Source organism: Streptomyces litchfieldiae (genome assembly GCF_031845365.1).
GTDB lineage: Bacteria > Actinomycetota > Actinomycetes > Streptomycetales > Streptomycetaceae > Streptomyces > Streptomyces litchfieldiae.
On the sequence record NZ_JAVREL010000002.1, the window covers coordinates 448,751 to 471,965 of the forward strand.

21 protein-coding genes and 3 tRNA genes are annotated in these 23,215 nt (G+C 71.0%); 14 read left to right on the forward strand and 10 right to left on the reverse strand.

Translation table 11 applies throughout. The annotated features are described in order from the left end of the window. Positions 1–264: 264 nt before the first annotated feature. Positions 265–351, reverse strand: a tRNA-Leu gene (locus RM590_RS05650). Positions 352–648: 297 nt separating this feature from the next. Here RM590_RS05650 and RM590_RS05655 point away from each other — a divergent pair. From RM590_RS05655 to pknB, 6 genes are all read left to right on the forward strand, one after another. Then, positions 649–1,476, forward strand: a complete 828-nt coding sequence (locus RM590_RS05655) for a DUF3662 and FHA domain-containing protein (RefSeq protein WP_311703244.1) — start codon at positions 649–651, stop codon at positions 1,474–1,476. A 10-nt stretch (positions 1,477–1,486) separates the two neighbouring features. Beyond that, positions 1,487–1,981, forward strand: coding sequence for an FHA domain-containing protein FhaB/FipA (locus RM590_RS05660; RefSeq protein ID WP_311703245.1), 495 nt, complete (start codon positions 1,487–1,489; stop codon positions 1,979–1,981). A 40-nt stretch (positions 1,982–2,021) separates the two neighbouring features. Then, positions 2,022–3,485, forward strand: coding sequence for a Stp1/IreP family PP2C-type Ser/Thr phosphatase (locus RM590_RS05665; protein WP_311703246.1), 1,464 nt, complete (start codon positions 2,022–2,024; stop codon positions 3,483–3,485). Positions 3,486–3,520: 35 nt separating this feature from the next. Further along, positions 3,521–4,924 (forward strand): FtsW/RodA/SpoVE family cell cycle protein, encoded by a 1,404-nt coding sequence (locus RM590_RS05670; RefSeq protein WP_311703247.1) that lies wholly within the window; start codon positions 3,521–3,523, stop codon positions 4,922–4,924. Beyond that, positions 4,921–6,393, forward strand: coding sequence for a penicillin-binding transpeptidase domain-containing protein (locus RM590_RS05675; protein ID WP_311703248.1), 1,473 nt, complete (start codon positions 4,921–4,923; stop codon positions 6,391–6,393). The genes RM590_RS05670 and RM590_RS05675 overlap by 4 nt, the downstream gene beginning before the upstream one ends. A gap of 219 nt (positions 6,394–6,612) precedes the next feature. After that, positions 6,613–8,622, forward strand: a complete 2,010-nt coding sequence (gene pknB, locus RM590_RS05680) for a Stk1 family PASTA domain-containing Ser/Thr kinase (RefSeq protein WP_311703249.1) — start codon at positions 6,613–6,615, stop codon at positions 8,620–8,622. A 34-nt stretch (positions 8,623–8,656) separates the two neighbouring features. Here the strand turns inward: pknB and RM590_RS05685 are convergent, their stop codons facing one another. Then, complete coding sequence (locus tag RM590_RS05685; RefSeq protein ID WP_311703250.1) at positions 8,657–9,139, reverse strand: DUF5324 family protein; 483 nt, start codon at positions 9,137–9,139, stop codon at positions 8,657–8,659. A 194-nt stretch (positions 9,140–9,333) separates the two neighbouring features. Between RM590_RS05685 and RM590_RS05690 the strand changes: the two genes are divergently transcribed. Then, entirely contained in the window at positions 9,334–9,867 is a 534-nt protein-coding gene (locus tag RM590_RS05690; RefSeq protein WP_311703251.1) for a peptidylprolyl isomerase, read from the forward strand. Between the two features lie 72 nt (positions 9,868–9,939). Beyond that, a complete protein-coding gene (locus tag RM590_RS05695) occupies positions 9,940–10,830 on the forward strand; it encodes a rhomboid family intramembrane serine protease (RefSeq protein ID WP_311703252.1) in 891 nt (296 codons plus the stop codon). 265 nt (positions 10,831–11,095) lie between these two features. Here RM590_RS05695 and crgA read toward each other — a convergent pair whose 3' ends face one another. Continuing rightward, positions 11,096–11,359: a cell division protein CrgA gene (crgA, locus tag RM590_RS05700; RefSeq protein WP_311703253.1), complete on the reverse strand. Its 264-nt coding sequence runs from the start codon at positions 11,357–11,359 to the stop codon at positions 11,096–11,098. Positions 11,360–11,469: 110 nt separating this feature from the next. Between crgA and RM590_RS05705 the strand changes: the two genes are divergently transcribed. The 5 genes from RM590_RS05705 (at position 11,470) to RM590_RS05725 (ending at position 15,518) form a co-directional block, all read left to right on the forward strand. Next, positions 11,470–12,207: a DUF881 domain-containing protein gene (locus tag RM590_RS05705; protein WP_311703254.1), complete on the forward strand. Its 738-nt coding sequence runs from the start codon at positions 11,470–11,472 to the stop codon at positions 12,205–12,207. Positions 12,208–12,312: 105 nt separating this feature from the next. Further along, entirely contained in the window at positions 12,313–12,492 is a 180-nt protein-coding gene (locus RM590_RS05710) for a hypothetical protein (protein WP_311703255.1), read from the forward strand. Beyond that, entirely contained in the window at positions 12,489–13,145 is a 657-nt protein-coding gene (locus tag RM590_RS05715; RefSeq protein WP_311703256.1) for an aminodeoxychorismate/anthranilate synthase component II, read from the forward strand. The genes RM590_RS05710 and RM590_RS05715 overlap by 4 nt, the downstream gene beginning before the upstream one ends. Further along, positions 13,142–14,575: a class E sortase gene (locus RM590_RS05720; RefSeq protein ID WP_311703257.1), complete on the forward strand. Its 1,434-nt coding sequence runs from the start codon at positions 13,142–13,144 to the stop codon at positions 14,573–14,575. The genes RM590_RS05715 and RM590_RS05720 overlap by 4 nt, the downstream gene beginning before the upstream one ends. Further along, on the forward strand, positions 14,559–15,518 hold the full coding sequence (locus tag RM590_RS05725) for a class E sortase (RefSeq protein ID WP_311703258.1): 960 nt from the start codon (positions 14,559–14,561) through the stop codon (positions 15,516–15,518). The genes RM590_RS05720 and RM590_RS05725 overlap by 17 nt, the downstream gene beginning before the upstream one ends. A 223-nt stretch (positions 15,519–15,741) precedes the next feature. Here RM590_RS05725 and RM590_RS05730 read toward each other — a convergent pair whose 3' ends face one another. From RM590_RS05730 to RM590_RS05740, 3 genes are all read right to left on the reverse strand, one after another. Next, entirely contained in the window at positions 15,742–16,518 is a 777-nt protein-coding gene (locus RM590_RS05730) for an FHA domain-containing protein (RefSeq protein WP_311703259.1), read from the reverse strand. A gap of 119 nt (positions 16,519–16,637) precedes the next feature. Then, positions 16,638–18,506 (reverse strand): serine/threonine-protein kinase, encoded by a 1,869-nt coding sequence (locus RM590_RS05735; RefSeq protein ID WP_311703260.1) that lies wholly within the window; start codon positions 18,504–18,506, stop codon positions 16,638–16,640. A gap of 126 nt (positions 18,507–18,632) precedes the next feature. Beyond that, a tRNA-Ala gene (locus RM590_RS05740) sits at positions 18,633–18,705 on the reverse strand. Between the two features lie 145 nt (positions 18,706–18,850). Here RM590_RS05740 and RM590_RS05745 point away from each other — a divergent pair. Next, positions 18,851–19,411 carry a helix-turn-helix domain-containing protein gene (locus RM590_RS05745; RefSeq protein WP_311703261.1) on the forward strand — a complete coding sequence of 187 codons (561 nt, stop codon included), beginning with the start codon at positions 18,851–18,853 and terminating at the stop codon, positions 19,409–19,411. Between the two features lie 111 nt (positions 19,412–19,522). On the opposite strand, the gene RM590_RS05750 is transcribed toward RM590_RS05745, so the two are convergent. From RM590_RS05750 to gyrA, 4 genes are all read right to left on the reverse strand, one after another. After that, positions 19,523–19,660 carry a DLW-39 family protein gene (locus RM590_RS05750; RefSeq protein ID WP_311703262.1) on the reverse strand — a complete coding sequence of 46 codons (138 nt, stop codon included), beginning with the start codon at positions 19,658–19,660 and terminating at the stop codon, positions 19,523–19,525. Between the two features lie 121 nt (positions 19,661–19,781). Next, positions 19,782–19,855: transfer RNA gene (locus RM590_RS05755), tRNA-Ile, on the reverse strand. Positions 19,856–19,901: 46 nt separating this feature from the next. Further along, entirely contained in the window at positions 19,902–20,627 is a 726-nt protein-coding gene (locus RM590_RS05760) for a DUF3566 domain-containing protein (protein WP_311703263.1), read from the reverse strand. 3 nt (positions 20,628–20,630) lie between these two features. Continuing rightward, complete coding sequence (gene gyrA, locus RM590_RS05765) at positions 20,631–23,201, reverse strand: DNA gyrase subunit A (protein ID WP_311703264.1); 2,571 nt, start codon at positions 23,199–23,201, stop codon at positions 20,631–20,633. Between the last annotated feature and the right edge of the window lie 14 nt (positions 23,202–23,215).

The window sequence follows — 23,215 nt, forward strand, 5'->3', positions numbered from 1 at the left end:
CCCCAGGACCGGAAAGCCCCGCACCCCACCCACCCCACACAGTCGCGGGAGCGCGTAGAAGCTGAGAGAAGGCGCTTGGGGGGCGCTTGGACGGATCAGAGGCTCGTCTTCCCCCCCGGACGGCTTCCCGCTCCGCAGGGACGGCGCGGGCCGTATCGGGCTCGCTCGCCCAATCCGAGAGAAGATCGCCGGGCCGTTGGTCATGCGGTTGGTCACGCAAGGGGCCGGACAACAGAAAAACCCCTGATGATCAGGGGTCTTTCGTGGTGCGCGAGGGGGGAGTTGAACCCCCACGCCCTTGCGGGCACTGGAACCTGAATCCAGCGCGTCTGCCTATTCCGCCACCCGCGCATGTGCACCAGCCGAGAGCATCGTCCGGGCCCTGGGCCCGTCCGGTGCGCTACCGACATCCAAAAGGCTAACACGCGCGAGGGGGTGCCTTCATCCGCCTTCCCCACCCACCCCGGCCGCTCCCCCCGGGCCCTCCGCATTCCCTCCGCACATGCGCGACACTGTTCCTTGCTCCCCCCTACGATCCGGGGGAGGGCCGGTGCCCGGACGGGAACCACCTGGTCGTCTCGCGCGTGGATACGATCAGTAAGCCGTACCACTTCAGCCGCGCCGGGTACATCGGAGAAGGAGGTGCACATGGGAGTACTGAAGCGCTTCGAGCAGCGGCTGGAGGGCCTCGTCAACGGCACCTTCGCCAAAGTCTTCAAGTCCGAGGTCCAGCCGGTGGAGATCGCCGGTGCCCTGCAGCGCGAGTGCGACAACAACGCCACCATCTGGAACCGCGAGCGCACCGTCGTGCCCAACGACTTCATCGTCGAGCTCAGCGCCGGCGACTTCCAGCGGCTCGCGCCCTACGCCGGACAGCTCGGGGACGAGCTCGCCGGGATGGTCAAGGAGTACGCCAAGCAGCAGCGTTACACGTTCATGGGCGAGATCAAGGTCCACCTGGAGAAGTCGGACTCCCTCGACACCGGCCTGTACCGCGTGCGCAGCCGCACCCTCGCCGCCTCCACCTCCGCCGGCCAGCCCGGCGCCATGGGCCAGCCGCCGTACGCGCCCCCCGCCGGACCGCCGTCGCCCACCCCGGCCGGATACCCCGCCCGCCCCCCGGGGGCGCCTCCGATCCCCCCCGCCGCACCGCCCCGCGCGCCGGCCGCCCCCTACGGGCAGCCGGCCTTCGGCCGCGTCCGGCGCTGGGTCGAGATCAACGGCACCCGCCACCAGATCGCCCGGCCCAGCCTCGTGATCGGCCGCAGCACCGAGGCCGATGTGCGCATCGACGACCCCGGGGTGTCCCGCCGGCACTGCGAGATCCAGGCCACGGATCCGGCCACGATCCGCGACCTCGGTTCCACGAACGGCATCGTGGTGGACGGACAGCACACCAAACGCGCTACGCTCCGCGACGGCTCACGGATCGTCGTGGGCAGCACCACAGTCATCTACCGGCAAGCCGAAGGGTAAGCGGGGGGCAATGTCAGAGCTGACCCTCACGGTCATGAGGCTGGGCTTCCTGGCCGTCCTGTGGCTGTTCGTCATCGTGGCCGTCCAGGTGATCCGCAGCGACCTGTTCGGCACCCGGGTCACACAGCGCGCGGTGGCCCGCCGGCCCGAGCCGGCCCAGCCGCAGCGCCGCCCCCAGCAGCCCCCGCAGCGCGGCAGGCAGCGCCGCGGCGCCCCGACGAAACTGGTGATCACCGAAGGTTCTCTGACCGGAACCACTGTCGCCCTCCAGGGCCAGACCATTACGCTCGGCCGGGCACACGACTCGACCATCGTGCTGGACGACGACTACGCCTCCGGCCGTCACGCCCGGATCTACCCCGACCGCGACGGCCAGTGGATCGTCGAGGACCTCGGGTCCACCAACGGCACCTACCTGGACCGGGGCCGCCTGACCGCACCGGTCCCCATCCCGCCCGGCACGCCGATCCGGATCGGCAAGACGGTCATCGAGTTGCGGAAGTAGGGCCGACCAGAATGACGACCGGAGGGTGGGAGAGGCGAGCATGAGCCTGTCACTGAGATTCGCCGCGGGTTCCCACACCGGCATGATCCGGGACCACAACGAGGACTCGGGATACGCCGGTCCACGCCTCCTCGCCATCGCCGACGGCATGGGCGGCCAGGCCGCCGGCGAGGTCGCCAGCTCCGAGGTCATCTCCACGCTCGTCCAGCTCGACGACGACATCCCGGGCTCGGACGTCCTCACCTCGCTCGACGCCTCCGTGCAGCGCGCCAACGAGCAGCTTCGCGCCATGGTCACCGAGGACCCGCGCCTGGACGGCATGGGCACCACCCTGACCGCGCTGCTGTGGACTGGCCAGCGGCTGGGCCTGGTGCACGTCGGCGACTCCCGGGCGTATCTGCTGCGGGACGGCGAGCTCAGCCAGATCACCCAGGACCACACGTGGGTGCAGCGGCTGGTGGACGAGGGCCGGATCACCGAGGAGGAGGCCACCACGCACCCGCAGCGCTCGCTGCTGATGCGCGCGCTGGGCAGCTCCGACCACATCGACGCCGACCTGTCCATCCGCGAGGTCCGCCCCGGCGACCGTTATCTGCTGTGCTCCGACGGCCTGTCCGGCGTGGTCAGCCAGGACACCCTGCGCGACACCCTCAACGCGTTCGCACCGCCGCAGGACACCGTGCGCGAGCTCATCGAGCTGGCGCTGCGCGGCGGCGGCCCGGACAACATCACGTGCATCGTCGCCGACGTGCTGGACATGGACACCCAGGAGAGCGACACCCTGGCCCGGCAGCTCTACGACGCCCCGCAGATCGTCGGCGCCGTCGCCGAGACGCAGAACCAGCGCTTCGGCGAGAACAACCAGACGCCCGCCTCCCGGGCCGCCGAGCTGGCCCGTCCCCCGATGCCCCCCGGCGCCCCGGCGCCCGGCCTGGTCGGCCCGCCGACCGGCGTCTTCGGCTCGTTCGCCGACGACGACTACGTGTCCCAGCGCCCGCGCGGCAAGGCGTGGAAACGCACGGTCCTCATCGTGCTGGCCCTCGCGATCGTGGGCGGCGGCCTCTACGCCGGGTACCGCTGGACCCAGACCCAGTACTACATCGCCGCCAACGGCGACCACGTCGCGCTGTACCAGGGCATCAGCCAGGACCTCGGCCCGCTGAGCCTGAGCAGCGTCGAGCGCGACTTCGAGGACATCAAGCTGGACGACCTGCCCACGTTCCAGCAGGACCAGGTCACGGACTCCATCTCGGCCGGCAGCCGCGCCGAGGCCGAGGACCAGATCGACGAGCTGGCCGCCCAGGCCGAGGCGTGCCGGCTGCTCAGGGAGCAGGACCAGCAGCGCGAGCAGGCCGAGCAGGAGCAGCAGCAGGAACAGGACAACGAGAAGGGCACCGCCAACGGCGGCGCCGGCGAGGAAACCCCCGAGGACTCCGGGGACAACCCGGAGACGCCCTCCCTGTCCGAGGAGCAGCAGCGGCTCGCCCGGCAGTGCGGCACCTGACGACCCCGTAGCGACGACCGACAGAGACCAAGGGCATGAGCGGCACCAGCAACACCACAGTCTCCACCGGCGGCCTCCCCAGCCGCCGGAACACCGAGCTGGCGATGCTCGTGTTCGCCGTGCTCATCCCCGTCTTCGCCTACGCCAACGTCGGCCTCGCCAAGGAGGAGACCCTCCCGGCCGGCATGCTCGGCTACGGCCTGGGCCTCGGCCTGATCGCCGGCGTCGCCCACCTCGTGGTCCGCCGGTACGCGCCCTACGCCGACCCGTTGATGCTGCCCATCGCCACCCTGCTCAACGGCCTGGGCCTGGTCCTCATCTGGCGGCTGGACCAGGAGCCGCAGATCACCGACCCCGAGCTCGGTCAGCAGGGCGCCATGGCCGCCGACCAGCTCATCTGGTCCACCCTCGGGGTCGCCCTCTTCGTGACCGTGCTGCTCTTCCTGAAGGACCACCGGATCCTCCAGCGCTACACCTACATCTCGATGGTCGTGGCGCTGATCCTGCTGGCCTCCCCCATCTTCGTCGGCGAGGAGATCAACGGCGCCCGCATCTGGGTCCAGATCCCCGGCGTCGGCTCGCTCCAGCCCGGCGAGTTCGCCAAGATCATCATCGCCGTGTTCTTCGCCGGCTATCTGATGGTCAAGCGCGACGCCCTCGCCCTGGCCAGCCGCCGCGTGATGGGCATCTACCTGCCGCGCGGCCGGGACCTGGGCCCGATCCTGGTCATCTGGGCGATCAGCCTGCTGATCCTGATCTTCGAGACCGACCTCGGCACCTCGCTGCTGTTCTTCGGCATCTTCGTCGTCATGCTCTATGTGGCCACCGAGCGCACGAGCTGGATCATCTTCGGCCTGCTCCTCTCGGCCAGCGGCGCCGTCTTCGTCGCCAACACCAACGCGCACGTCGGCGAGCGCGTGCACAACTGGCTCAACCCCCTGGAGCTCCAGAACGGCGGCGTCACCGAGACCGCCCAGTCGATGTACGCCTTCGGCTCGGGCGGCCTCTTCGGCTCCGGCCTGGGCCAGGGGTACTCCCGGCTGATCGGCGGCATCGCGACCAAGAGCGACTACATCCTGGCCACCGTCGGCGAGGAGCTGGGCCTGGCCGGCCTGATGGCCGTCATCCTGCTGTACGCCCTGCTCATCGAGCGCGGCATGCGTACCGCGCTGGCCGCCCGCGACCCGTTCGGCAAGCTGCTGGCCATCGGCCTCTCCGGCATCTTCGCGATCCAGGTCTTCGTCGTGGCCGGCGGCGTCACCGGGCTGATCCCGCTGACCGGCATGACGATGCCGTTCCTCGCCCAGGGCGGTTCGTCCGTGATCGCCAACTGGGCCCTTATCGCGCTCCTACTGCGGATCAGCGACACTGCCCGACGACCGGCACCTGCCCCGGCGCCCTCGCCCGACGCGGAACAGACTCAGGTGGTACGACTGTGAACAAACCGATGCGACGAGTGGCCGTCTTCTGCGGCCTGCTCATCCTCGCGCTGCTCCTGCGTGTCAACTGGGTTCAGTTCGTGCAGGCGGACGAGCTCCAGGAGGACAAGAACAACCGCCGGGTCAACATCGAGCGATACGCCCACCCCCGCGGCGACATCATCGTGGACGGCGAGCCGATCACCGGCTCCGAGGAGACCGACGACCCGGACTACCGGTACGAGCGCACGTTCACCGACGGCGAGATGTGGGCGCCGGTCACGGGGTACTCCTCGCAGGCCTATGACACGAGCATGCTCGAGGGCGTCCACGACTCGATACTCACGGGCGACGACGACCGGCTGTTCTTCAACAACACCATCGACATGTTCACCGGCGAGGACCAGCGCGGCGGGAACGTGGTCACCACGCTGAACGCCGACGCCCAGCGCGCCGCGTTCGAGGGCCTGGGCGACAAGAAGGGCGCCGTCGCGGCCATCGACCCGGGGACCGGCGAGATCCTGGCGCTGGTCTCCACCCCGTCCTACGACCCCTCGACCTTCTCGGGCTACGGCGCGGACGACCAGGAGGCGTGGGAGGCCCTGCAGAACGACCCGGACCAGCCCATGCTCAACCGGGCGCTGCGCGAGACGTACCCGCCGGGCTCCACGTTCAAGATCGTCACCGCCGCCGCCGCCCTGGAGAACGGCATCGTGGAGGACGTGGAGGAGGAGACCGACTACGGGGACCCGTACATCCTCCCGGACACGAACAACCAGGAGCTGGGGAACCAGGTCCCGGGCGTCTGCGCCGACGCCAACATCCGCGACGCCATCCGCTACTCGTGCAACAGCGTCTTCGCCGGTCTCAGCAACGACGTGGGCAACGAGGACATGATCGCGATGGCCGAGGAGTTCGGCTACAACCAGGAGCACTTCACCCCGGTCCGGGCCAACGCCAGCGCCTACCCCGAGGACAACCGCCCGCAGAACGCCCAGGCCGGCATCGGCCAGGCGTCGAACCGGGCCACCCCCCTCCAGATGGCCATGGTCGCCGCGGCCGTCGCCAACAACGGCACGCTCATGGCGCCGTACATGGTCGACCAGCTCGTCGCGCCCAACCTGAACGTGATCGAGCAGAGCGAGCCGGACGAGCTGAGCGAGCCGCTCTCCTCGGAGAACGCCCAGCAGCTCCAGTCCGCCATGGAGTACATGGTCGACAACAGCTCGATCGACGTCAGCGGGCTGGAGACCGACGGCGTGCGGATCGGCGGCAAGACCGGTACCGCCCAGCACGGCGAAAACAACTCCGAGACGCCCTACGCCTGGTTCATCTCCTACGCGATGACCGACGAGGGCTCGCCCGTCGCGGTGGCGGTCGTCGTCGAGGACGGCGACGTGCCGCGCGACGACGTCTCCGGCAGCGGCCTCGCCGCCCCGATCGCGGTCGATGTGATGGAGGCGGTCCTGGCCGGCGAGAACGCCGGATGAACAGTTCCCGGGCAACCGCCGCACCCCGATCACACGTCATACACACGACCGGGGGAAGGCCGCCGGTCACGGCGCTGAGCGATACCGGTTGGATATCGGCCGACCACCGCCGTCCGGCTGGCCGACGCCCGCCGGGTACCGTAAGCCAGGGCTTGGACCCTTAGCCCCACGAGCCGGCCAGGGGGTGCGGCCCGGGACCGAACGGAGAGGGCTGGATACATGGAAGAGCCGCGTCGCCTCGGCGGGCGGTACGAACTGGGCCAGGTGCTCGGCCGCGGGGGTATGGCCGAGGTCTACCTCGCCCACGACACGCGCCTCGGCCGCACCGTGGCCGTCAAGACGCTCCGTGCCGACCTCGCCCGTGACCCCACGTTCCAGGCCCGCTTCCGCCGCGAGGCCCAGTCGGCCGCCTCGCTGAACCACCCCGCCATCGTCGCCGTGTACGACACCGGCGAGGACTACGTCGACGGCATCTCCATCCCGTACATCGTGATGGAGTACGTGGACGGCTCCACCCTCCGCGAGCTGCTGCACTCCGGCCGCAAGCTGCTGCCCGAGCGCGCGCTGGAGATGTGCATCGGGATCCTCCAGGCCCTGGAGTACTCCCACCGCAACGGCATCGTCCACCGCGACATCAAGCCGGCCAACGTCATGCTCACCCGGAACGGCCAGGTCAAGGTGATGGACTTCGGCATCGCCCGCGCCATGGGCGACGCCGGCATGACCATGACCCAGACCGCGGCCGTCATCGGCACCGCGCAGTACCTCTCCCCGGAGCAGGCCAAGGGCGAGACGGTCGACGCCCGGTCCGACCTGTACTCCACCGGCTGTCTGCTCTACGAGCTGCTGACCGTCCGGCCCCCGTTCATCGGCGACTCCCCGGTGGCGGTGGCCTACCAGCACGTCCGCGAGGAGCCGCAGCCGCCCAGCGTCTTCGACCCGGAGATCACCCCGGACACCGACGCGATCGTGCTGAAGGCCCTGGTCAAGGACCCGGACTACCGGTACCAGAGCGCCGACGAGATGCGCGCCGACATCGAGGCGGCCCTCGACGGCCGCCCGGTGGGCGCCACCGCGGCCATGGGCGCGGTGCCCTACGGCTACGACGACCGGCCGACCACCGCGCTGCGCGCCGCCGACCCGGCGACCACGATGATGCCGCCGGCCAACGACCCGGACTACGGCTACGACGACTACGGCGGGCGCGCCGACCGCCGCCAGCGGAACCGGCACACCTCCACCATCCTGCTCGTGCTGGCCGGCATCCTCGTGCTGGTCGGCGCGGTCTTCATCGGCCGGGCGCTGTTCGCCAGCGATCCGCCCGCGGACGGCATCGAGGTGCCGAACGTGGCGGGCGAGAGCCTGGAGGAGGCGGAGCGGCAGCTCGTGAACGCCGGCTTCAAGCCGGAGCAGGGCGACAGCCGCCCCTGTGAGCAGGACGCCGAGACGGTCTGCGTGACCGACCCGGCGGCGGGCCAGGAGATCCCGCGCGACAGCGTCGTGCGGATCATCATGTCCGAGGGCCCGGAGTCCGTCGAGGTGCCCGATGTCGTCGGCGACCCCTTCGACGAGGCCGAGGCCGAGCTGGAGAAGCTGGGCTTCGAGGTCAGCCGCGAGGAGCAGGAGAGCGAGGAGGACCAGCCCGACACCGTTCTGGAGCAGAGCGTCGAGGCGGGCGAGCAGGCCGAACCGGGCAGCGAGATCACGCTGACCGTGGCCGTCGAGCCCGAGGGCATCGAGGTGCCCGACGTCGTCGGCGACAACCTCGAGGCGGCCCGGGCGGAGCTGAGGGCGGCGGGCTTCACCGTCACCACGCTGAACCAGACCGACGACTCCCGCCCGGAGAACGAGGTCATCAGCCAGACCCCGCGCGCCGGAGACCGGGCCGAGGCCGGCACCGTGGTGCAGCTCACCATCGCGGTCCGCTCGCAGCCCCAGCAGGTCACGATCCCCAACGACCTGAACAACCAGCCGCTGGCCACCGTGCGGCAGCGGTTGACGGATCTGGGGCTCACCGTGACCGTCAACGGCCCGGACACCGTCACCGCCATCGTCACCGGCACCGACCCCGGCGGCGGCAGCCAGGTCGCGGTCGGCAGCCCGGTCACCGTGACGACGCAGGAGCCGGGCGGCCTCGGCGGCCAGGACGGCGGCGCGGACAATGGCGGCAACGGCAACGGCGGCGGCGACGGCGACGGGGGCACGTTCGGCGACATCTTCGGCGACTGACCCCGCCGCCAAAGCCCCCGGGCCCCGCCCGGGATCAGCCCAGGGAGCCCTCCTCCGCCTCCGGTACCGCTTCGGTGGCGGGAGAGGGCTCCATCAGCCAGTCGGGGTTGGTCTGGCTGTTCCACCACTTCCAGGCCGCCAGCGCGCCGCCCGCGGCCAGCCCCAGCAGCCCCAGCCGGCGCGCCATCCGCCCGGCCCGCGCCCGCCGCTGCCGGCGGCGCACCGCGCACCGGATCTCGCGCGGCGAGATGTCCCCGCGCAGCGCCGCGAGCGCCGCCTGGGAACGGGCCGACGCCTCCTCCCTGGCCGGCCCGGCGGCGGCCCTGGCCCGTTCCATCCCCGGGGCCACGCGCGTCGCGTACCGCACCCGGGCCTGCGCCGCCGCACGGCGGGCGCGCGGCCCGAAGTAGGCGCCCGCCTGCTGCGCGTAGCTCATGGCGTTGTCCTTGGCCGACACGGCGTACGGCGTCACCATCTCCGCGGCGTGCCGCACCCCCGACTTCCCGTTGTGGCTCACTGGATTACTCCCTCACGCTCTCTTGGTGTCGATTTGCCGCTGACCCTTCGTGTTGTCCAGTTACTGGCAAATCATGCGCAAATCATGCCGGGTGGGAGGTGGCGCGGCACGCGGAACGGCCATCCGGGGGCGAGGCGTGTCGCGGGCGCATGGGAGGATCGGGGACCGTCACTGACGTAGACGGAAGGTACATCGTGGCCGAGCAGCTCTATGCCACCCTGAAGACCAACCGAGGCGACATCGAGGTCCGGCTCTTCCCGAACCACGCGCCGAAGACGGTCAAGAACTTTGTCGAGCTCGCGGAGGGCTCCCGCGAGTGGACCAACCCGGCCACGGGTCAGCGGTCCGCCCAGAAGCTGTACGACGGCACGGTCTTCCACCGGGTGATCAGCGGATTCATGATCCAGGGCGGAGACCCGCTGGGCAACGGCACCGGCGGCCCGGGCTACAAGTTCGAGGACGAGATCCACCCGGACCTCGCCTTCACCCGTCCCTACCTGCTGGCCATGGCGAACGCGGGCCCCGGCACCAACGGCTCGCAGTTCTTCATCACCGTCGCCCCCACCACCTGGCTGACGGGAAAGCACACCATCTTCGGCGAGGTGGCCTCCTCCGCCGGACAGCAGGTGGTGGACGCCATCGCCGGCACCGCGACCAACCCCCGGACCGACCGCCCGGTCGAGGACGTGGTGATCGAGTCGGTGGTCATCGAGACCCGTCAGGGCTGACCCGCGGGAACCATTCCGGCCCCCTGTCCGTAGGATCAGGGGGCCGGAAGGCATTGCGCGAGAAGGGACGCCATGGCGGAGCCGCAGGGACAGCCACAGCCCGCAGCCGGGCCGGCCCGCTGCTACCGTCACCCCGATCGGGAGACGGGCATCCGCTGCACCCGCTGCGGCAGGCCCATCTGCCCGGCCTGCATGATCTCCGCCCCCGTGGGCTACCAGTGCCCGGACTGCGTCCAGGGCGCCGCGCGCGCCACCCGGGTCACCCGGCCGCGCACGCTGGCGGGCGGGGCCGTCACCGCGGACACCCGGCTGATCACCATGATCCTCATCGGGATCAACGTGGCGATGTTCGTGGCGACGCTGGCCGGCGGCGACGAGTTCGTCGCGGACTTCGGCATGCTGGGGTACTTCGGCTACACGCCGGACTTGCAGACGATCACCTGGATCGGCGTCGCCGATGGCGAGTGGTACCGGATGCTGACCTCGGCGTTCCTGCATGAGCAGTTCTGGCACATCGCGGTCAACATGCTGAGCCTGTGGTTCCTCGGCCCGGCCCTGGAGGCGGCGCTGGGCCGCGTCCGTTTCCTCGCGCTCTATCTGCTCTCGGCGCTCGCCGGCAGCACGCTGTCGTATGTGCTCGCCGACCCGGACCAGCTCTCGCTGGGCGCCTCGGGGGCGATCTTCGGCCTCTTCGGCGCCACGGCCGTGCTGGCGCGCCGCCTGCGCTACGACATGCGGTCGATTTTGATCCTGCTCGGGTTCAACCTGGTGCTGACCTTCACCTGGTCCGGCATCGCCTGGCAGGCGCACATCGGCGGCCTGGTGGCCGGGGCGGCCATCGGCTTCGGCATGCTCAACGCGCCCCGCGAGCACCGCACCCTGGTCCAGGTCGGCACCTGTGTGGCGCTGGTGGTGGTGATGGCCGTGGCGTGCGCGGCCCGCACGGCGCAGCTTCTCGGCTGAGCCGGGCTCGGCGGCGCTGGCCGCCAGGGCGGGTCGCCGGGGCCGGTAAGGGCAGGTCGGCGGCGAGTTATCCACAGCCGGTGCCGGATCTTGTGCAGGTTGTGGATGAGTGGGCCCACACCCCGCGCCGGACCGCGTTTCCGCAGGCGAACAGGGGTGCGGGACCGCCCGCGACTCGGACGGACGTTCCCGTTCTCGGTCAGTTATCCACAGATCTTGTGATGTTCGGGCGAGCTGTGGATAACGTGCGAGGGCCCGGCCGGGCCTACTTCCACTGGGTGGAGACGACGAACCCGATGGCGATGAAGCCGAAGCCGACCACGATGTTCCAGTTACCCAGGGACTCCACCGGCAGGTCCGCCTGTGTGACGTAATACACCACGATCCAGGCGAGTCCGATCACGAACATCGCCAGCATCAGCGGAGCCACCCACCGACGACCCGACCTCATGTCGATCTTCGTCGCCTGCCTCTTTTCCGGCGGGCTGTAGGTGTCGTCCTTCTTCTTCCGGATCCGTGACTTCGGCACGAGGAGTTCTCCTGTCGATCGCGCTGCCTGTCCGCGCTGGACAGCGCGTAGCTAGGGGATCGTCCGTTAGCGTAGTGCTTTCTCGGCCGATTAAGGAGACCAGGGGTACGGTGAGCATCTTCCGACTCCGCCCGGCCAGGCTGGGCACGGTGGCTGTCTTCGCCCTCGCCGGCCTCATATTCTGGCTCAGTTTCCAGGTGTCCCGGGGCAACAACATCCGCACCGACGACTCCTTGCTTCAGATGTCCGATCTGATCCGGGAGCACGCCCGGGAGAACGAGTCCCTGGAGTCGTCCGCCGCCGCCCTGCGCGCCGAGGTGGACGCCCTCGCGGACCGCGACAACCCGGCCGACCCCGCCGAGCAGCGCCGCCTCGCCGAGCTGGAGGAGGCCGCCGGGCTGACCGAGCTGTCCGGCACCGGGCTCACCGTCACCCTCACCGACGCGCCACCCGACGCGACGGCGCTCATCCCCGACGTTCCCGAGCCCTCGCCCAACGACCTCGTGATCCACCAGCAGGATCTCCAGGCCGTCGTCAATGCGCTGTGGGCGGGGGGCGCCAAGGGCGTTCAGGTCATGGACCAGCGGCTGATCTCCACCAGCGCGGTGCGCTGCGTCGGCAACACCCTGATCCTCCAGGGCCGGCTGTACTCACCGCCGTACACGATCACCGCCGTCGGCGACCGCGACCAGTTGCGCGCCGCCCTCGACGACTCGCCCCAGATCCGCAACTACCAGCAGTACGTGGCGGCCTACGGCCTGGGCTGGGACGTGCGGGAACACTCCTCGGTGACCCTCCCCGGCTACACCGGAAGCGTGGCACTCCAGCACGCGGAGCCCGTCGAATGACTCCGACCCCCTCCGGCCCCTCCCGCCAGCGTCGTACGCTTGGGGCACGCGGCGCGGCGCCCCGCCCGCGCCGACGCGTCTGATGAAGGGGAGAACACAGAAGCCATGTACGGGTGGATCTGGCGGCACCTGCCGGGCAACGTGCTGGTGCGGTCGCTGATCTCGCTGGTCCTGGTGCTGGCCGTGGTGTACCTCCTCTTCCAGTACATCTTCCCCTGGGCCGAGCCCCTGCTTCCGTTCAACGACGTGACCGTGGACGACGGAGGGGAGAACACCGGCTCATGAGCGGCACCCGCATCCTTGTCGTGGACAACTACGACAGCTTCGTCTACAACCTCGTGCAGTACCTGTACCAGCTCGGCGCCGAGTGCGAGGTCCTGCGGAACGACGCCGTGCGGCCGGAGCGGGTCGCCGAGGGCGGCTTCGCCGGCGTGCTGCTGTCCCCCGGCCCCGGCACGCCGGAGCGCGCGGGCGTCAGCATCGACATGGTCCGGCACTGCGCCGGGACCGGCACCCCCGTCTTCGGCGTCTGCCTCGGCATGCAGGCGATGGCGGTGGCCTACGGCGGAGTCGTCGGCCGCGCCCCCGAGCTGCTGCACGGGAAGACCTCCGAGGTGAGCCACGAGGGCGCCGGGGTCTTCGAGGGGCTGCCGGCGCCGTTGACCGTGACCCGCTACCACTCGCTGGCGGCCGAGGAGGACACGCTGCCCGGGGACCTGGAGGTCACCGCCCGGGCCGGCGAGGTCGTCATGGGCCTGCGCCACCGCGAACACCCCGTCGAGGGCGTGCAGTTCCACCCCGAGTCGGTGCTCACCCACGGCGGCCACCGAATGCTGGCCAACTGGCTGGCCCGCTGCGGCGACCCGGGCGCGGTCGCGCGCTCGCACGGGCTCGCCCCCGTCGTGGGGCGCACCGGTCAGCAGGAGCCGGCGGCGTGACCGGTGAGCGTCCGGGCGGGGGGGCGTGGGGGTCGGAAGGCGACGCCTACGCCGAGCCGGACGCGTTCCAGGCCGCGGTCGAGTCGCTGAACGATCCGCTGAGCGACCCGCTGCCCGGCCACTACCCGGAGCAGCCGGGGAACGGGGCCGGGTACTACGCGGCCGAGTACCCGCAGGCGCCGGGCGGGCCGGACCCGTACCAACAGGCGTACGACCCCGAGACGGTGGGGCTGCGGCGGCCCGCCGACCTCAACGCGCAGCAGTGGTCGGCCCCTTACGCGCCCGGCCGCGACTTCGCGGCGGCGCCGGACCCGAACCCGGGCCCTGCCACGCCGCCGCCCACGCCGGGCGGCCGGGCGGCGCGGCGCAGGGCCGCCGCCGCGCAGGGCGAGCCGGGCATGGACCCGGCGGCCACCCAGGCCCGGGAGATCGAGACCCCGCCGCCCGCGCCGGGCGGCCGGGCGGCCCGTCGCCGCGCCGCGCAGAACGGCGCGCCCGCCGAATCACCCGCCGCCGCTCCCGCCGCCGGCGGCCGGGCCGCCCGGCGCAGGGCCGCGCAGAACGGCGCCACCGCCACCGAATCACCCGCCGCCGCTCCCGCCGCCAGCGGCCGGGCCGCGCGCCGCCGAGCCGCGCAGAGCGGCAGTGCCGCCGCCGAGTCGCCCGGCGGCGGCGCGGACGAGGCGGAGCTGAGCGGCGGTCGCGCCGCCCGGCGCAAGGCGGCGAAGGCCGCCGCCAAGGCCGCCAAGCAGACCGGCACCGCCATCAGCAACGTGATAGGCGAACTGTTCATCACCACCGGTGTGTTGCTGCTGCTGTTCGTCGTCTACCAGCTCTGGTGGACGAACGTGGAGGCCCGCGCGCACGCCAACGGCGAGGCCGACCGGCTCACCGAGCAGTGGGACGAGGCGGGCGGCGAGGACCGGGACCCCGGCACGTTCTCGCCCGGCCAGGGCTTCGCCATCCTCTATCTGCCCACGCTCGACGTCCGGGTCCCGATCGCGGAGAGCGTGGACCCGAGTTCCGTGCTGGACAACGGCATGGTCGGGCACTACACGGAGGAGGACCGGCTGCCGACCGCGATGCCCTGGGACCCCGAGGGCAACTTCGGGCTGGCCGGGCACCGCAACACGCATGGCGAGCCGTTCCGTTACATCAACCAACTGAATCCGGGCGACCCCATCGTCGTGGAGACCCAGGACGCCTTCTACACCTACGAGATGACCAGCCGACTGGATTCCACCTCGCCGTCGAACACGGACGTTCTCGACCCGGTCCCCACCCAGGGCGGGTTCACCGAGCCGGGCCGTTACATCACTCTGACCACGTGCACCCCGGAGTTCACCTCCACCTACCGTCTGATTGTCTGGGGCCAGATGGTGGAAGAGCGTCCGCGTAGTGAAGGGAAGCCGGATGCCCTCGTCAACTGACCGGAGGACACCGGCCGTGCCGGAGGAGAACGAGCCCGACACCGCGCGGGAACGGGAGGAGGAGCGGAAGCCGGAGCCGGACGAGACCCCGGGGACGGAGTCCGAACGGGCGGAGCCCGATGAGCCCAAGTCGGTGCCCGATGAGCCCAAGTCGGAGCCCGATGAGCCGGAGGAGACCGAGACCGACGCGGAAGCGGATGAGCCCGAGCCGGAGCCCGAGCCCGTGGTCCGCCCCAGCGTCCGGCGGCGCCGCGTCGCCGCCGCCGTCAGCGTCTTCGGCGAACTCCTCATCACCGCCGGCGTGATCCTCGGCCTCTTCGTCGTCTACTCGCTCTGGTGGACCAACGTCATAGCGAATCAGGAGGCCAAGCGCGACAGCGACGCCGTCCGCGACAGCTGGGCCCAGGGCGAGGACGACGGCGACGACTCCACGGCCCCCGCCGAGTTCGACCCCGAGGACGGCATCGGCTTCCTCCACGTGCCGGCCATGACGGACGCCGACATCCTGGTGAAGGAGGGCATCGACCTCGACATTCTCAACGGCGGCGTCGCCGGGTACTACGACGAGCCGGTCCAGTCGGCCATGCCCTGGGAGGAGGGGAACTTCTCCCTCGCCGCCCACCGGGACGGCCACGGCGCCAAGTTCCACAACATCCACAAGATCGAGGAAGGCGACGCGATCGTCTTCGAGACGAAGAACACCTGGTACATCTACCGCGCCTACGCGATCCTCCCGGAGACCTCCAAGTACAACACCGCGGTCCTGGACCCCATCCCCGAGGAGTCGGGCCGCACCGAGGCCGGGCAGTACATCACGCTCACCACCTGCACCCCCGTCTACACCTCGCAGCACCGCTACGTGGTCTGGGGCGAGCTGGTCCGCACCGAGCACGTGAACGCGGAGCGCACCCCGCCGGAGGAGCTGCGGCAGGCGGACGACTAGGGCCTGTATCGAGTTCCCGGTCGGATCAGCCCGCGGCGTCAGACGCGGTGCCCCCCCAGGCCCTTGGGGGCCTGGGAGGTACCCCCAGCAAGGCACCGGATCGCAGCTCATACCCGGCCGTATTCGCGCGATTCGGCTGGGGGCACCTCCCAGACGGAGTCTGGGGGAGCGGCGAGGTGCCGTGACTGGCGTCGCGGGCCCGGGCGGGAACTCGATACAGGCCCTAGCGGCCGAACGCCCCGTCGAGGACCGCGAGATCGGTCGGCACCAGCGTGGTGGACAGGAGCAGCTCGGTGAGGAGGTTGTCGTTGAGCGCGTTGCCGATGGGCTGCGGCAGATCGCCCTCGACCACCCCGAACACGCCCCCGCGGGAGAGCCGTTCACGCACCCCGGCCACCACGTTCTGCAGGCGCCGCTCCCCCCAGCCGGCGTCCGGTTGCAGCGCCTGGAGCTGAAGGGCCGCCTGCTTCCACGCCAGCGGCTGCGGGCACGCCTCGTGCAGCAGGTAGCGCTGGCCCAGCACGATCAGCGCGAGCCGTTCCTCCGGCTTCAGCGGCCAGCGCTTCGGCGGGCGCGTGGGGTCGTCGGAACGGGTCGGCGGCCTGCCCCCGTCCGGGCCCGTCACAAACAGCTCCAGCAGGTGCTCCCGGCTGCTGGAGCCGCGCACGAAGAGCGGCGTGTACCCCTCGCCGAGGGGAACGGGCTCCTCCTCGTTGAACAGCAGCATCGAGCCGGGCAGCCGGAGCGGGAGCCGGCCGGTGTTCGTCACCCACCACTGGTCGCGGCGGTGCGTCAGGACGCCCTGGAGGCGGCTCACCCGCCCGTCGTCCTCGCCGATGCAGACGTGCACCTCTTTGCGGTTGCGTCCGAACAGGATCTCCCGGCCCTCGCGCGGCCGGAGGGTGAAGTCGCTGCCGATGGCGCGCACATGGATGGTCCCGGCCGGCGCGGGCGGCACGCCGAATGCCAGGCTGGCGCGGTCCGACGGTGGTGCTGTCATGAAGGTACCCACCTCTCTCAGCCATCCCTTCCCCGTGCTTTTGGGCGTCCGGGCCATGGTCTCGCGGCTCCGCCGGGACCGGTCCCCGCCCGGTGCCCGCAAGTCCCGTCCGGCGGCGGCTACAGCGGCGGGAGGGCGCGCACAGCCGCCTCCATGAGCGCGGTGGCGCTCGCGCAGGCGCCCGCCGCGTCGTCCGCGCCGCCCACGACAAGCAGCAGCGACTCCACGGCGTGCTGGCCGTCCGCGTCCGTGTAGGTGCGGTACTCCAGCTTCATCCGGCAGGTCCCCTCGCCCTCGGCCTCGGGCAACACGGCGGCGCGGTGGCCGGCGAGCTGGGTGGGGTCGCCGGCCTCCGGGGTCACCGGTTCGGCGCGGTCGAAGCGCAGGTCGGCCCAGCCGTCGTCGGTGGTGCTGTGCCACATGCAGCTCCAGTCGCCGAACCCGGTCTCCGGCGCGCCGGCGTCCACCCCGGGCAGGGCGGCGGCGAGCGCTTCCGCGCCGGGCAGCGCGCAGGCGTTGTACCGGGCCAGCGAGCCGGCCGGGAACGGGGCCGGGCGGCGCGGAATCGTGCCCGGGTCGTTGAGCACGCCGACGGCGTGGTCGGTGGCGGCGTCGGCCATGGCGCACAGGTCGGGGGAGCCGTCGTCCCAGTGCTGGGCCGAGACGGTGATCCAGTTGTCGTCCGGCAGCAGGAGGATCCGGGTGCACTCGCCGTCCTCCTCGGCCTCCCGCACGACGCCGACGGTGCCGTCCCGCGTCACGCCGGTCCGTGTCTCGGGCAGCGGCGGGTTGCTGAGGTCCACCTTCACGTCGACCTCGGAGCCGTCGGTGGTGACGACCACGTCGCAACGGTCGAAGTTGCCGTAGTCCCAGTCGAGCCGGGCGTTCCCGAAGTCCGCCAGGGCCTTGGGCGAGACCAGGGCGCAGGGGTCGGCGGAGCGCGGGTCGCCGACGCCGTCGTCCCGGGGCGGCTCGTCGTCCAGGAGGGCCGCGCCGAGCCAGGCCAGGCCCCCGGTCACGGCGGCCGCGGCGACGGCGGCCAGGGCGAGGCGGAGGGCGCGCGGTGCGCGCCGGCGGGGCGGTGCGCTCGAAGGGGCGGACGGCGGCGGGGGCGGGTCGGCGGCCGGCCGGTTCACCAGTACGTCCTCCAGCAGCCGACGGGCCCCGGCCGCGTCGGGCCGCCCCTCCGGAAGGGGCGTCAACAGCCGTTCCAGGACGGGCGTCAGCGGCCCGGCCCGTTCCGGCTCCAGCAGCTCGCCGGCCCGCGCGCGGATGTCCAGCACACCGCTGACGTCGTCGGCCGAGCCGTACACCGAGTGCCCCTCGACCGCGGCGAACAGCGCGGCGCCCAGCGAGAAGACGTCGGCCGCCGCGGTGGGCCGGCCGCCGCGGTGCACCTCGGGCGCGGCGTAGGCGGGCGTGAAGAGGTACCGGCCGCTGCGCCCGATGGTGTCGTCGGCGTCGCCGACGACGGAGGCGCCGAAGTCGCCCAGCTTGGCGGTCCAGTCGGAGGTGACCAGGATGTTGCCGGGCTTCACGTCGCGGTGCACCACGTCCTTGGCGTGCACCGCCTGGAGCGCCTCGGCGATCTGCGCGCCGAGGTGCGCCGCGCGCCGCCAGGCGGGCACGCCGTCGGTCTCCGGGACGCGGTTGCCGGGGGCGCCCCGAAGCACGGTGGCCAGGCTGCGCGACTCCACGTACTCCATCACCAGCCAACTGTCGGTGCCCTTGCCGGGCGCCGCGCCGTTCCCGCCGGGATCCTCCTCGACGTCATACAGGATCACGACATTCGGGTGCTGCATATCGGCCAGAATCCGGGCCTCGCGCCGGGCCTGCCGGCGGCCGCGTTCGCCGTCCAGCAGAGCGCGCTTGAGCACGACAGTGCGTGAAAGACGCCTGTCCACGGCCCGCCAGACCTCGCCCTGCCCACCCTCGTCGAACCGCACCTGGAGCACATAACGGCCGCCGACCGTGTCACCGATCTCCACGGCACCCGTAGTACCAGCGCGCCCGAACGGGCTGCCACCGCTTCTACACAATGACCACAATGGACAGGTGGAAAAGGGGGATTGCTCGCGTTTCACGGCCGACGCGACGCGCGACCGTACAGGAAGTGGAGCCTAGGAGAGTCGAACTCCTGACATCCGCCATGCAAAGACGGCGCTCTACCAACTGAGCTAAGGCCCCGCGGCCCGGGAACGGGCCAGGCCCAAGGGTACCCAATCTTCGGGCCGGATACCGACCGGGTATCGCCCCGGGTATGGGTCCCTCCGTAGGATGACGCGCAACTTCGCTCACGTGAAGCGATTCAGGGGAGAACAGGGGAGACACGATGGACGCAGCACAGCAGGAGTCCACCGAAAAGGCCAGAGAACAGCAGACGACCTGGTATGGGGAGCCGTTGGGGTCGCTCTTCCGGCGGCTCATCGCCGATCTCGGGCTCAACCAGGCACGGCTCGCCGTCGTCCTGGGTCTGTCGGCGCCCATGCTGTCACAGCTCATGAGCGGCCAGCGCGCGAAGATCGGCAACCCCGCCGTCGTCCAGCGGGTGCGCGCGCTGCAGGATCTGGCCGGAGAGGTCCGCGGCGGGCGGGTGAGCGCCGCCGAGGCGACCGCCGCCATGGACGAGATCCGGCGCACGTCCGGGGGGAACGTGCTCAGCTCCAGCTCCACCGCGACTCGTTCCGCCTCGATCGGGGTGCCGGCCAACCCGACCAAGCGCGTCGTTCGCGAGATCCAGGCCCTGTTGCGCTCTGTCTCCGACGCGACCGAGATCCAGAGCGCCGCGCGGCTGCTGTCGGACAGCCACCCGGAGCTGGCCGAGTTCCTCCGGGTGTACGGCGTCGCCCGCACCCGGGAGGCCGTCGAGCACTACGAGAACCACCAGGGCTGACCCCCACCGGTTCGTTCGCAAACGCACAGAAAAACGTCTCTCGGGCCCCCGTCCGCCGCGCGCGGTCGGGGGCCCGAGAGGGGTAAGTCGAGTATCGAACCGGTCTTCGAATCAGGCGCCCGTGGAGCCGGACGGCACGGAGTCGGTCTCCTCCGTCCACAGGTCCTGCTCGGCCTTGTCCGCCTGAATCTGGCGGTACACGAGGAGGCCGCCGATAGCCGCCAGGGCGACCAGGAGGAGCTTCTTCACCGCGCTACCTCGTCCTTCTTCAACGTGATCGGACCATCTGGCGCCCGATGATACCCAACCGGCCCCCTGCACAAAGGGCTCGGTCCGGCCGGAAAACTCTCCGGCCGGACCGAGCCCACCGTGGGGCTAACAGGACTTGAACCTGTGGCCTCATCCTTATCAGGGATGCGCTCTAACCATCTGAGCTATAGCCCCGCGTGCACGGAAAGGCTAGCGCATGTGCACCCCGGCTCCCAAATCGCTATTCGTCCTCCGCCAGCGTCACCTCGATGCCGCCGACGAAACCGGCCGACAGGTTGTACATGAAGGCCCCGAGGGTCGCCAGCGCCGTCGCCAGGACGACGTCGATCAGCGCGATGACGGAGGTGAAGATCATGACCCGGGGGAGCGACAGGAACGCCTCCAGGTCGAAGCCGCTGTCGGTGTCCGTCTCCGTGGCCTCGGTGATCGTCTCGCCGATCGTGGAGAAGACACCCATCGCGTCCATCACCATCCACAGGACGGCGACCGCGATGATCGTGCAGATCCCCAGCGCGATGGACAGCAGGAAGCTGACCTTCATCACCGACCAGGGATCGGCCTTGGCGACGCGCAGCCGGGCCTTGCGGGTGCGCGGGATGGTGCGCGCCCCGGTACGCGGGCGGCGCACGGCCTGCCGGGCCTGCTTGCCGCCGCCCTGCGGGGACTGCTGGCCCACCGTGGGCGCGGCCCCGGGCGGGGCCGGGTAGGCCTGCGGGGGGTGGTAGTGCTGTGCGTCCTGCGCCGGGTAGCCCTCGCCCTGCGCGGGTCTGGCACTGGTCATCGTGGTACCCCCACGAGTCGTCTCTTCCGGGGTTCGCCCCTGGGGGCCGCTGCCCCCGGGACCGGTGCCCGGGGCGCCGCCGGTCGGCGGGCCCGCAGGTGAACGATCCGGCGTCTGCCCGTCGTTCCCCGTGCCGCCCCCCGGGGCGCCCCTGGATCCGCTCACGCGTTACTCCTCAATGCCCGGAGCCGGCGCCTCTTCGGGCGACTCGGCCTCGACTTCCTCGGCCTCGCGGCCGGCCTCGGCGTTGCGGGCGATGCCGACGACGGCATCCCGCTTCCCCAGGTTGATCAACTGGACGCCCATGGTGTCACGGCCAGTCTCCCGCACCTCGTTGACCCGCGTGCGGATCACTCCACCGCCCAGGGTGATGGCCAGGATCTCATCAGTGTCCTCGACCACGAGAGCGCCCACCAGGGAACCGCGGTCCTCCACGATCTTGGCCGCCTTGATGCCCAGGCCGCCACGGCCCTGGACCCGGTACTCGTCGACCGGCGTCCGCTTGGCGTACCCGCCGTCCGTGGCGGTAAACACAAACGTCCCGGCGCGCACCACGTTCATCGACAGCAACTCGTCGCCCTCGCGGAAGCTCATGCCCTTCACGCCCGAGGTGGCCCGGCCCATCGGCCGCAGCGCGTCATCGGTCGCCGTGAACCGGATCGACTGCGCCTTCTTGCTGATCAGCAGCAGATCGTCGGCGGCCGAGACCAGCTCGGCACCGATCAGCTCGTCGTCGCGGCCGTCTTCCATCTGACGGAGATTGATCGCGATGACGCCGCCGGAGCGGGGCGAGTCGTAATCCTTCAGCGCGGTCTTCTTCACCAGCCCGGACTTCGTCGCCAGCACCAGGTAGGGCGCCGCCTCGTAGTCGCGGATGGCCAGGATCTCGGCGATCCGCTCATCGGGCTGGAAGGCCAGCAGGTTGGCCACGTGCTGGCCGCGGGCGTCCCGGCCGGCGTCCGGCAGCTCGTACGCCTTGGCCCGGTAGACCCGGCCCTTGTTGGTGAAGAACAGCAGCCAGTGGTGCGTGGTGGAGACGAAGAAGTGGTCGACGATGTCGTCTTCCTTCAGCTTCGTGCCGCGCACGCCCTTGCCGCCGCGCTTCTGGGCGCGGTAGTCGTCGGTCTTGGTCCGCTTGACGTAGCCGCCACGCGTGATCGTGACGACGATGTCCTCCTCGGCGATCAGGTCCTCGATGGACATGTCGCCCTCGAAGGGGATCAGCGCGGTGCGGCGGTCGTCGGCGAACTTCTCGACGATCGCCGTCAGCTCCTCGCCGATGATGGCGCGCTGCCGCTCGGGCGAGGCGAGGATCGCGTTGTACTCCTCGATCTTCGCCTGGAGCTCGTCGTGCTCGGCGGTGATCTTCTGCCGCTCCAGGGCGGCCAGCCGGCGGAGCTGCATCTCCAGGATCGCGTTGGCCTGGATCTCGTCGATCGACAGCAGGCCCATCAGCCCGTCCCGCGCGACGTCCACCGTGGCGCTGCGCCGGATGAGCGCGATGACCTCGTCGATGGCGTCCAGGGCGGCGAGCAGGCCGCGCAGGATGTGGGCGCGCTCCTCGGCCTTCCGCAGCCGGTAGCGGGTGCGGCGGACGATGACGTCGATCTGGTGGGCGACCCAGTTCCGGATGAACGCGTCCAGCGACAGGGTGCGCGGCACGCCGTCGACGAGCGCGAGCATGTTGGCGCCGAAGTTCGTCTGGAGGTCGGTGTGCTTGTACAGGTTGTTCAGGACGACCTTGGCGACGGCGTCCCGCTTGAGCACGATGACCAGGCGCTGCCCGGTGCGCGAGGACGTCTCGTCCCGGACGTCGGCGATGCCGCTGACCCGGCCGTCCTTGACCAGCTCGGCGATCTTCTGCGCCAGGTTGTCCGGGTTGACCTGGTAGGGCAGCTCGGTGACCACGAGGCACTGACGGCCCTGGATCTCCTCCACCTCGACGACCGCGCGCATCGTGATCGAGCCGCGGCCGGTGCGGTACGCCTCCTCGATGCCGCGGCGGCCGACGATCAGCGCGCCGGTGGGGAAGTCGGGGCCCTTGATCCGCTCGATCAGCGCCTCCAACAGCTCCTCGGGGGTGGCCTCGGGGTGCTCCAGGTACCACTGGGCGCCGGACGCCACCTCGCGCAGGTTGTGCGGGGGGATGTTGGTGGCCATGCCGACGGCGATGCCGGCCGAGCCGTTGATCAGCAGGTTCGGGAAGCGGGAGGGCAGGACGGTCGGCTCCTGGTTCCGCCCGTCGTAGTTGTCCTGGAAGTCGACGGTCTCCTCGTCGATGTCCCGGAGCATCTCCATGGCCAGCGGCGCCATCCGGCATTCGGTGTACCGCATGGCGGCGGCCGGGTCGTTGCCGGGGGAGCCGAAGTTGCCGTTGGAGTCCACCAGCGGCATGCGCATCGTCCAGGGCTGGGCGAGCCGCACCAGCGCGTCGTAGATCGACGTGTCGCCGTGCGGGTGGTACGTGCCCATGACGTCGCCGACAACGCGGGCGCACTTGTAGTAGCCGCGCTCGGGGCGGTAGCCGCCGTCGTACATCGCGTACAGCACGCGGCGGTGCACCGGCTTGAGGCCGTCGCGCACGTCCGGCAGCGCGCGGGAGACGATCACGCTCATCGCGTAGTCGAGATACGAGCGCTGCATCTCCGTCTCGAGCGTGACCGGCTCGATGCGCAGGGCGCCGGACGAGTTCAGCAGGGAGTCCTCGCCGGAGGGGGGAGTGGAGTTGTCGTCGGCCATGACGTTGGTCCGAT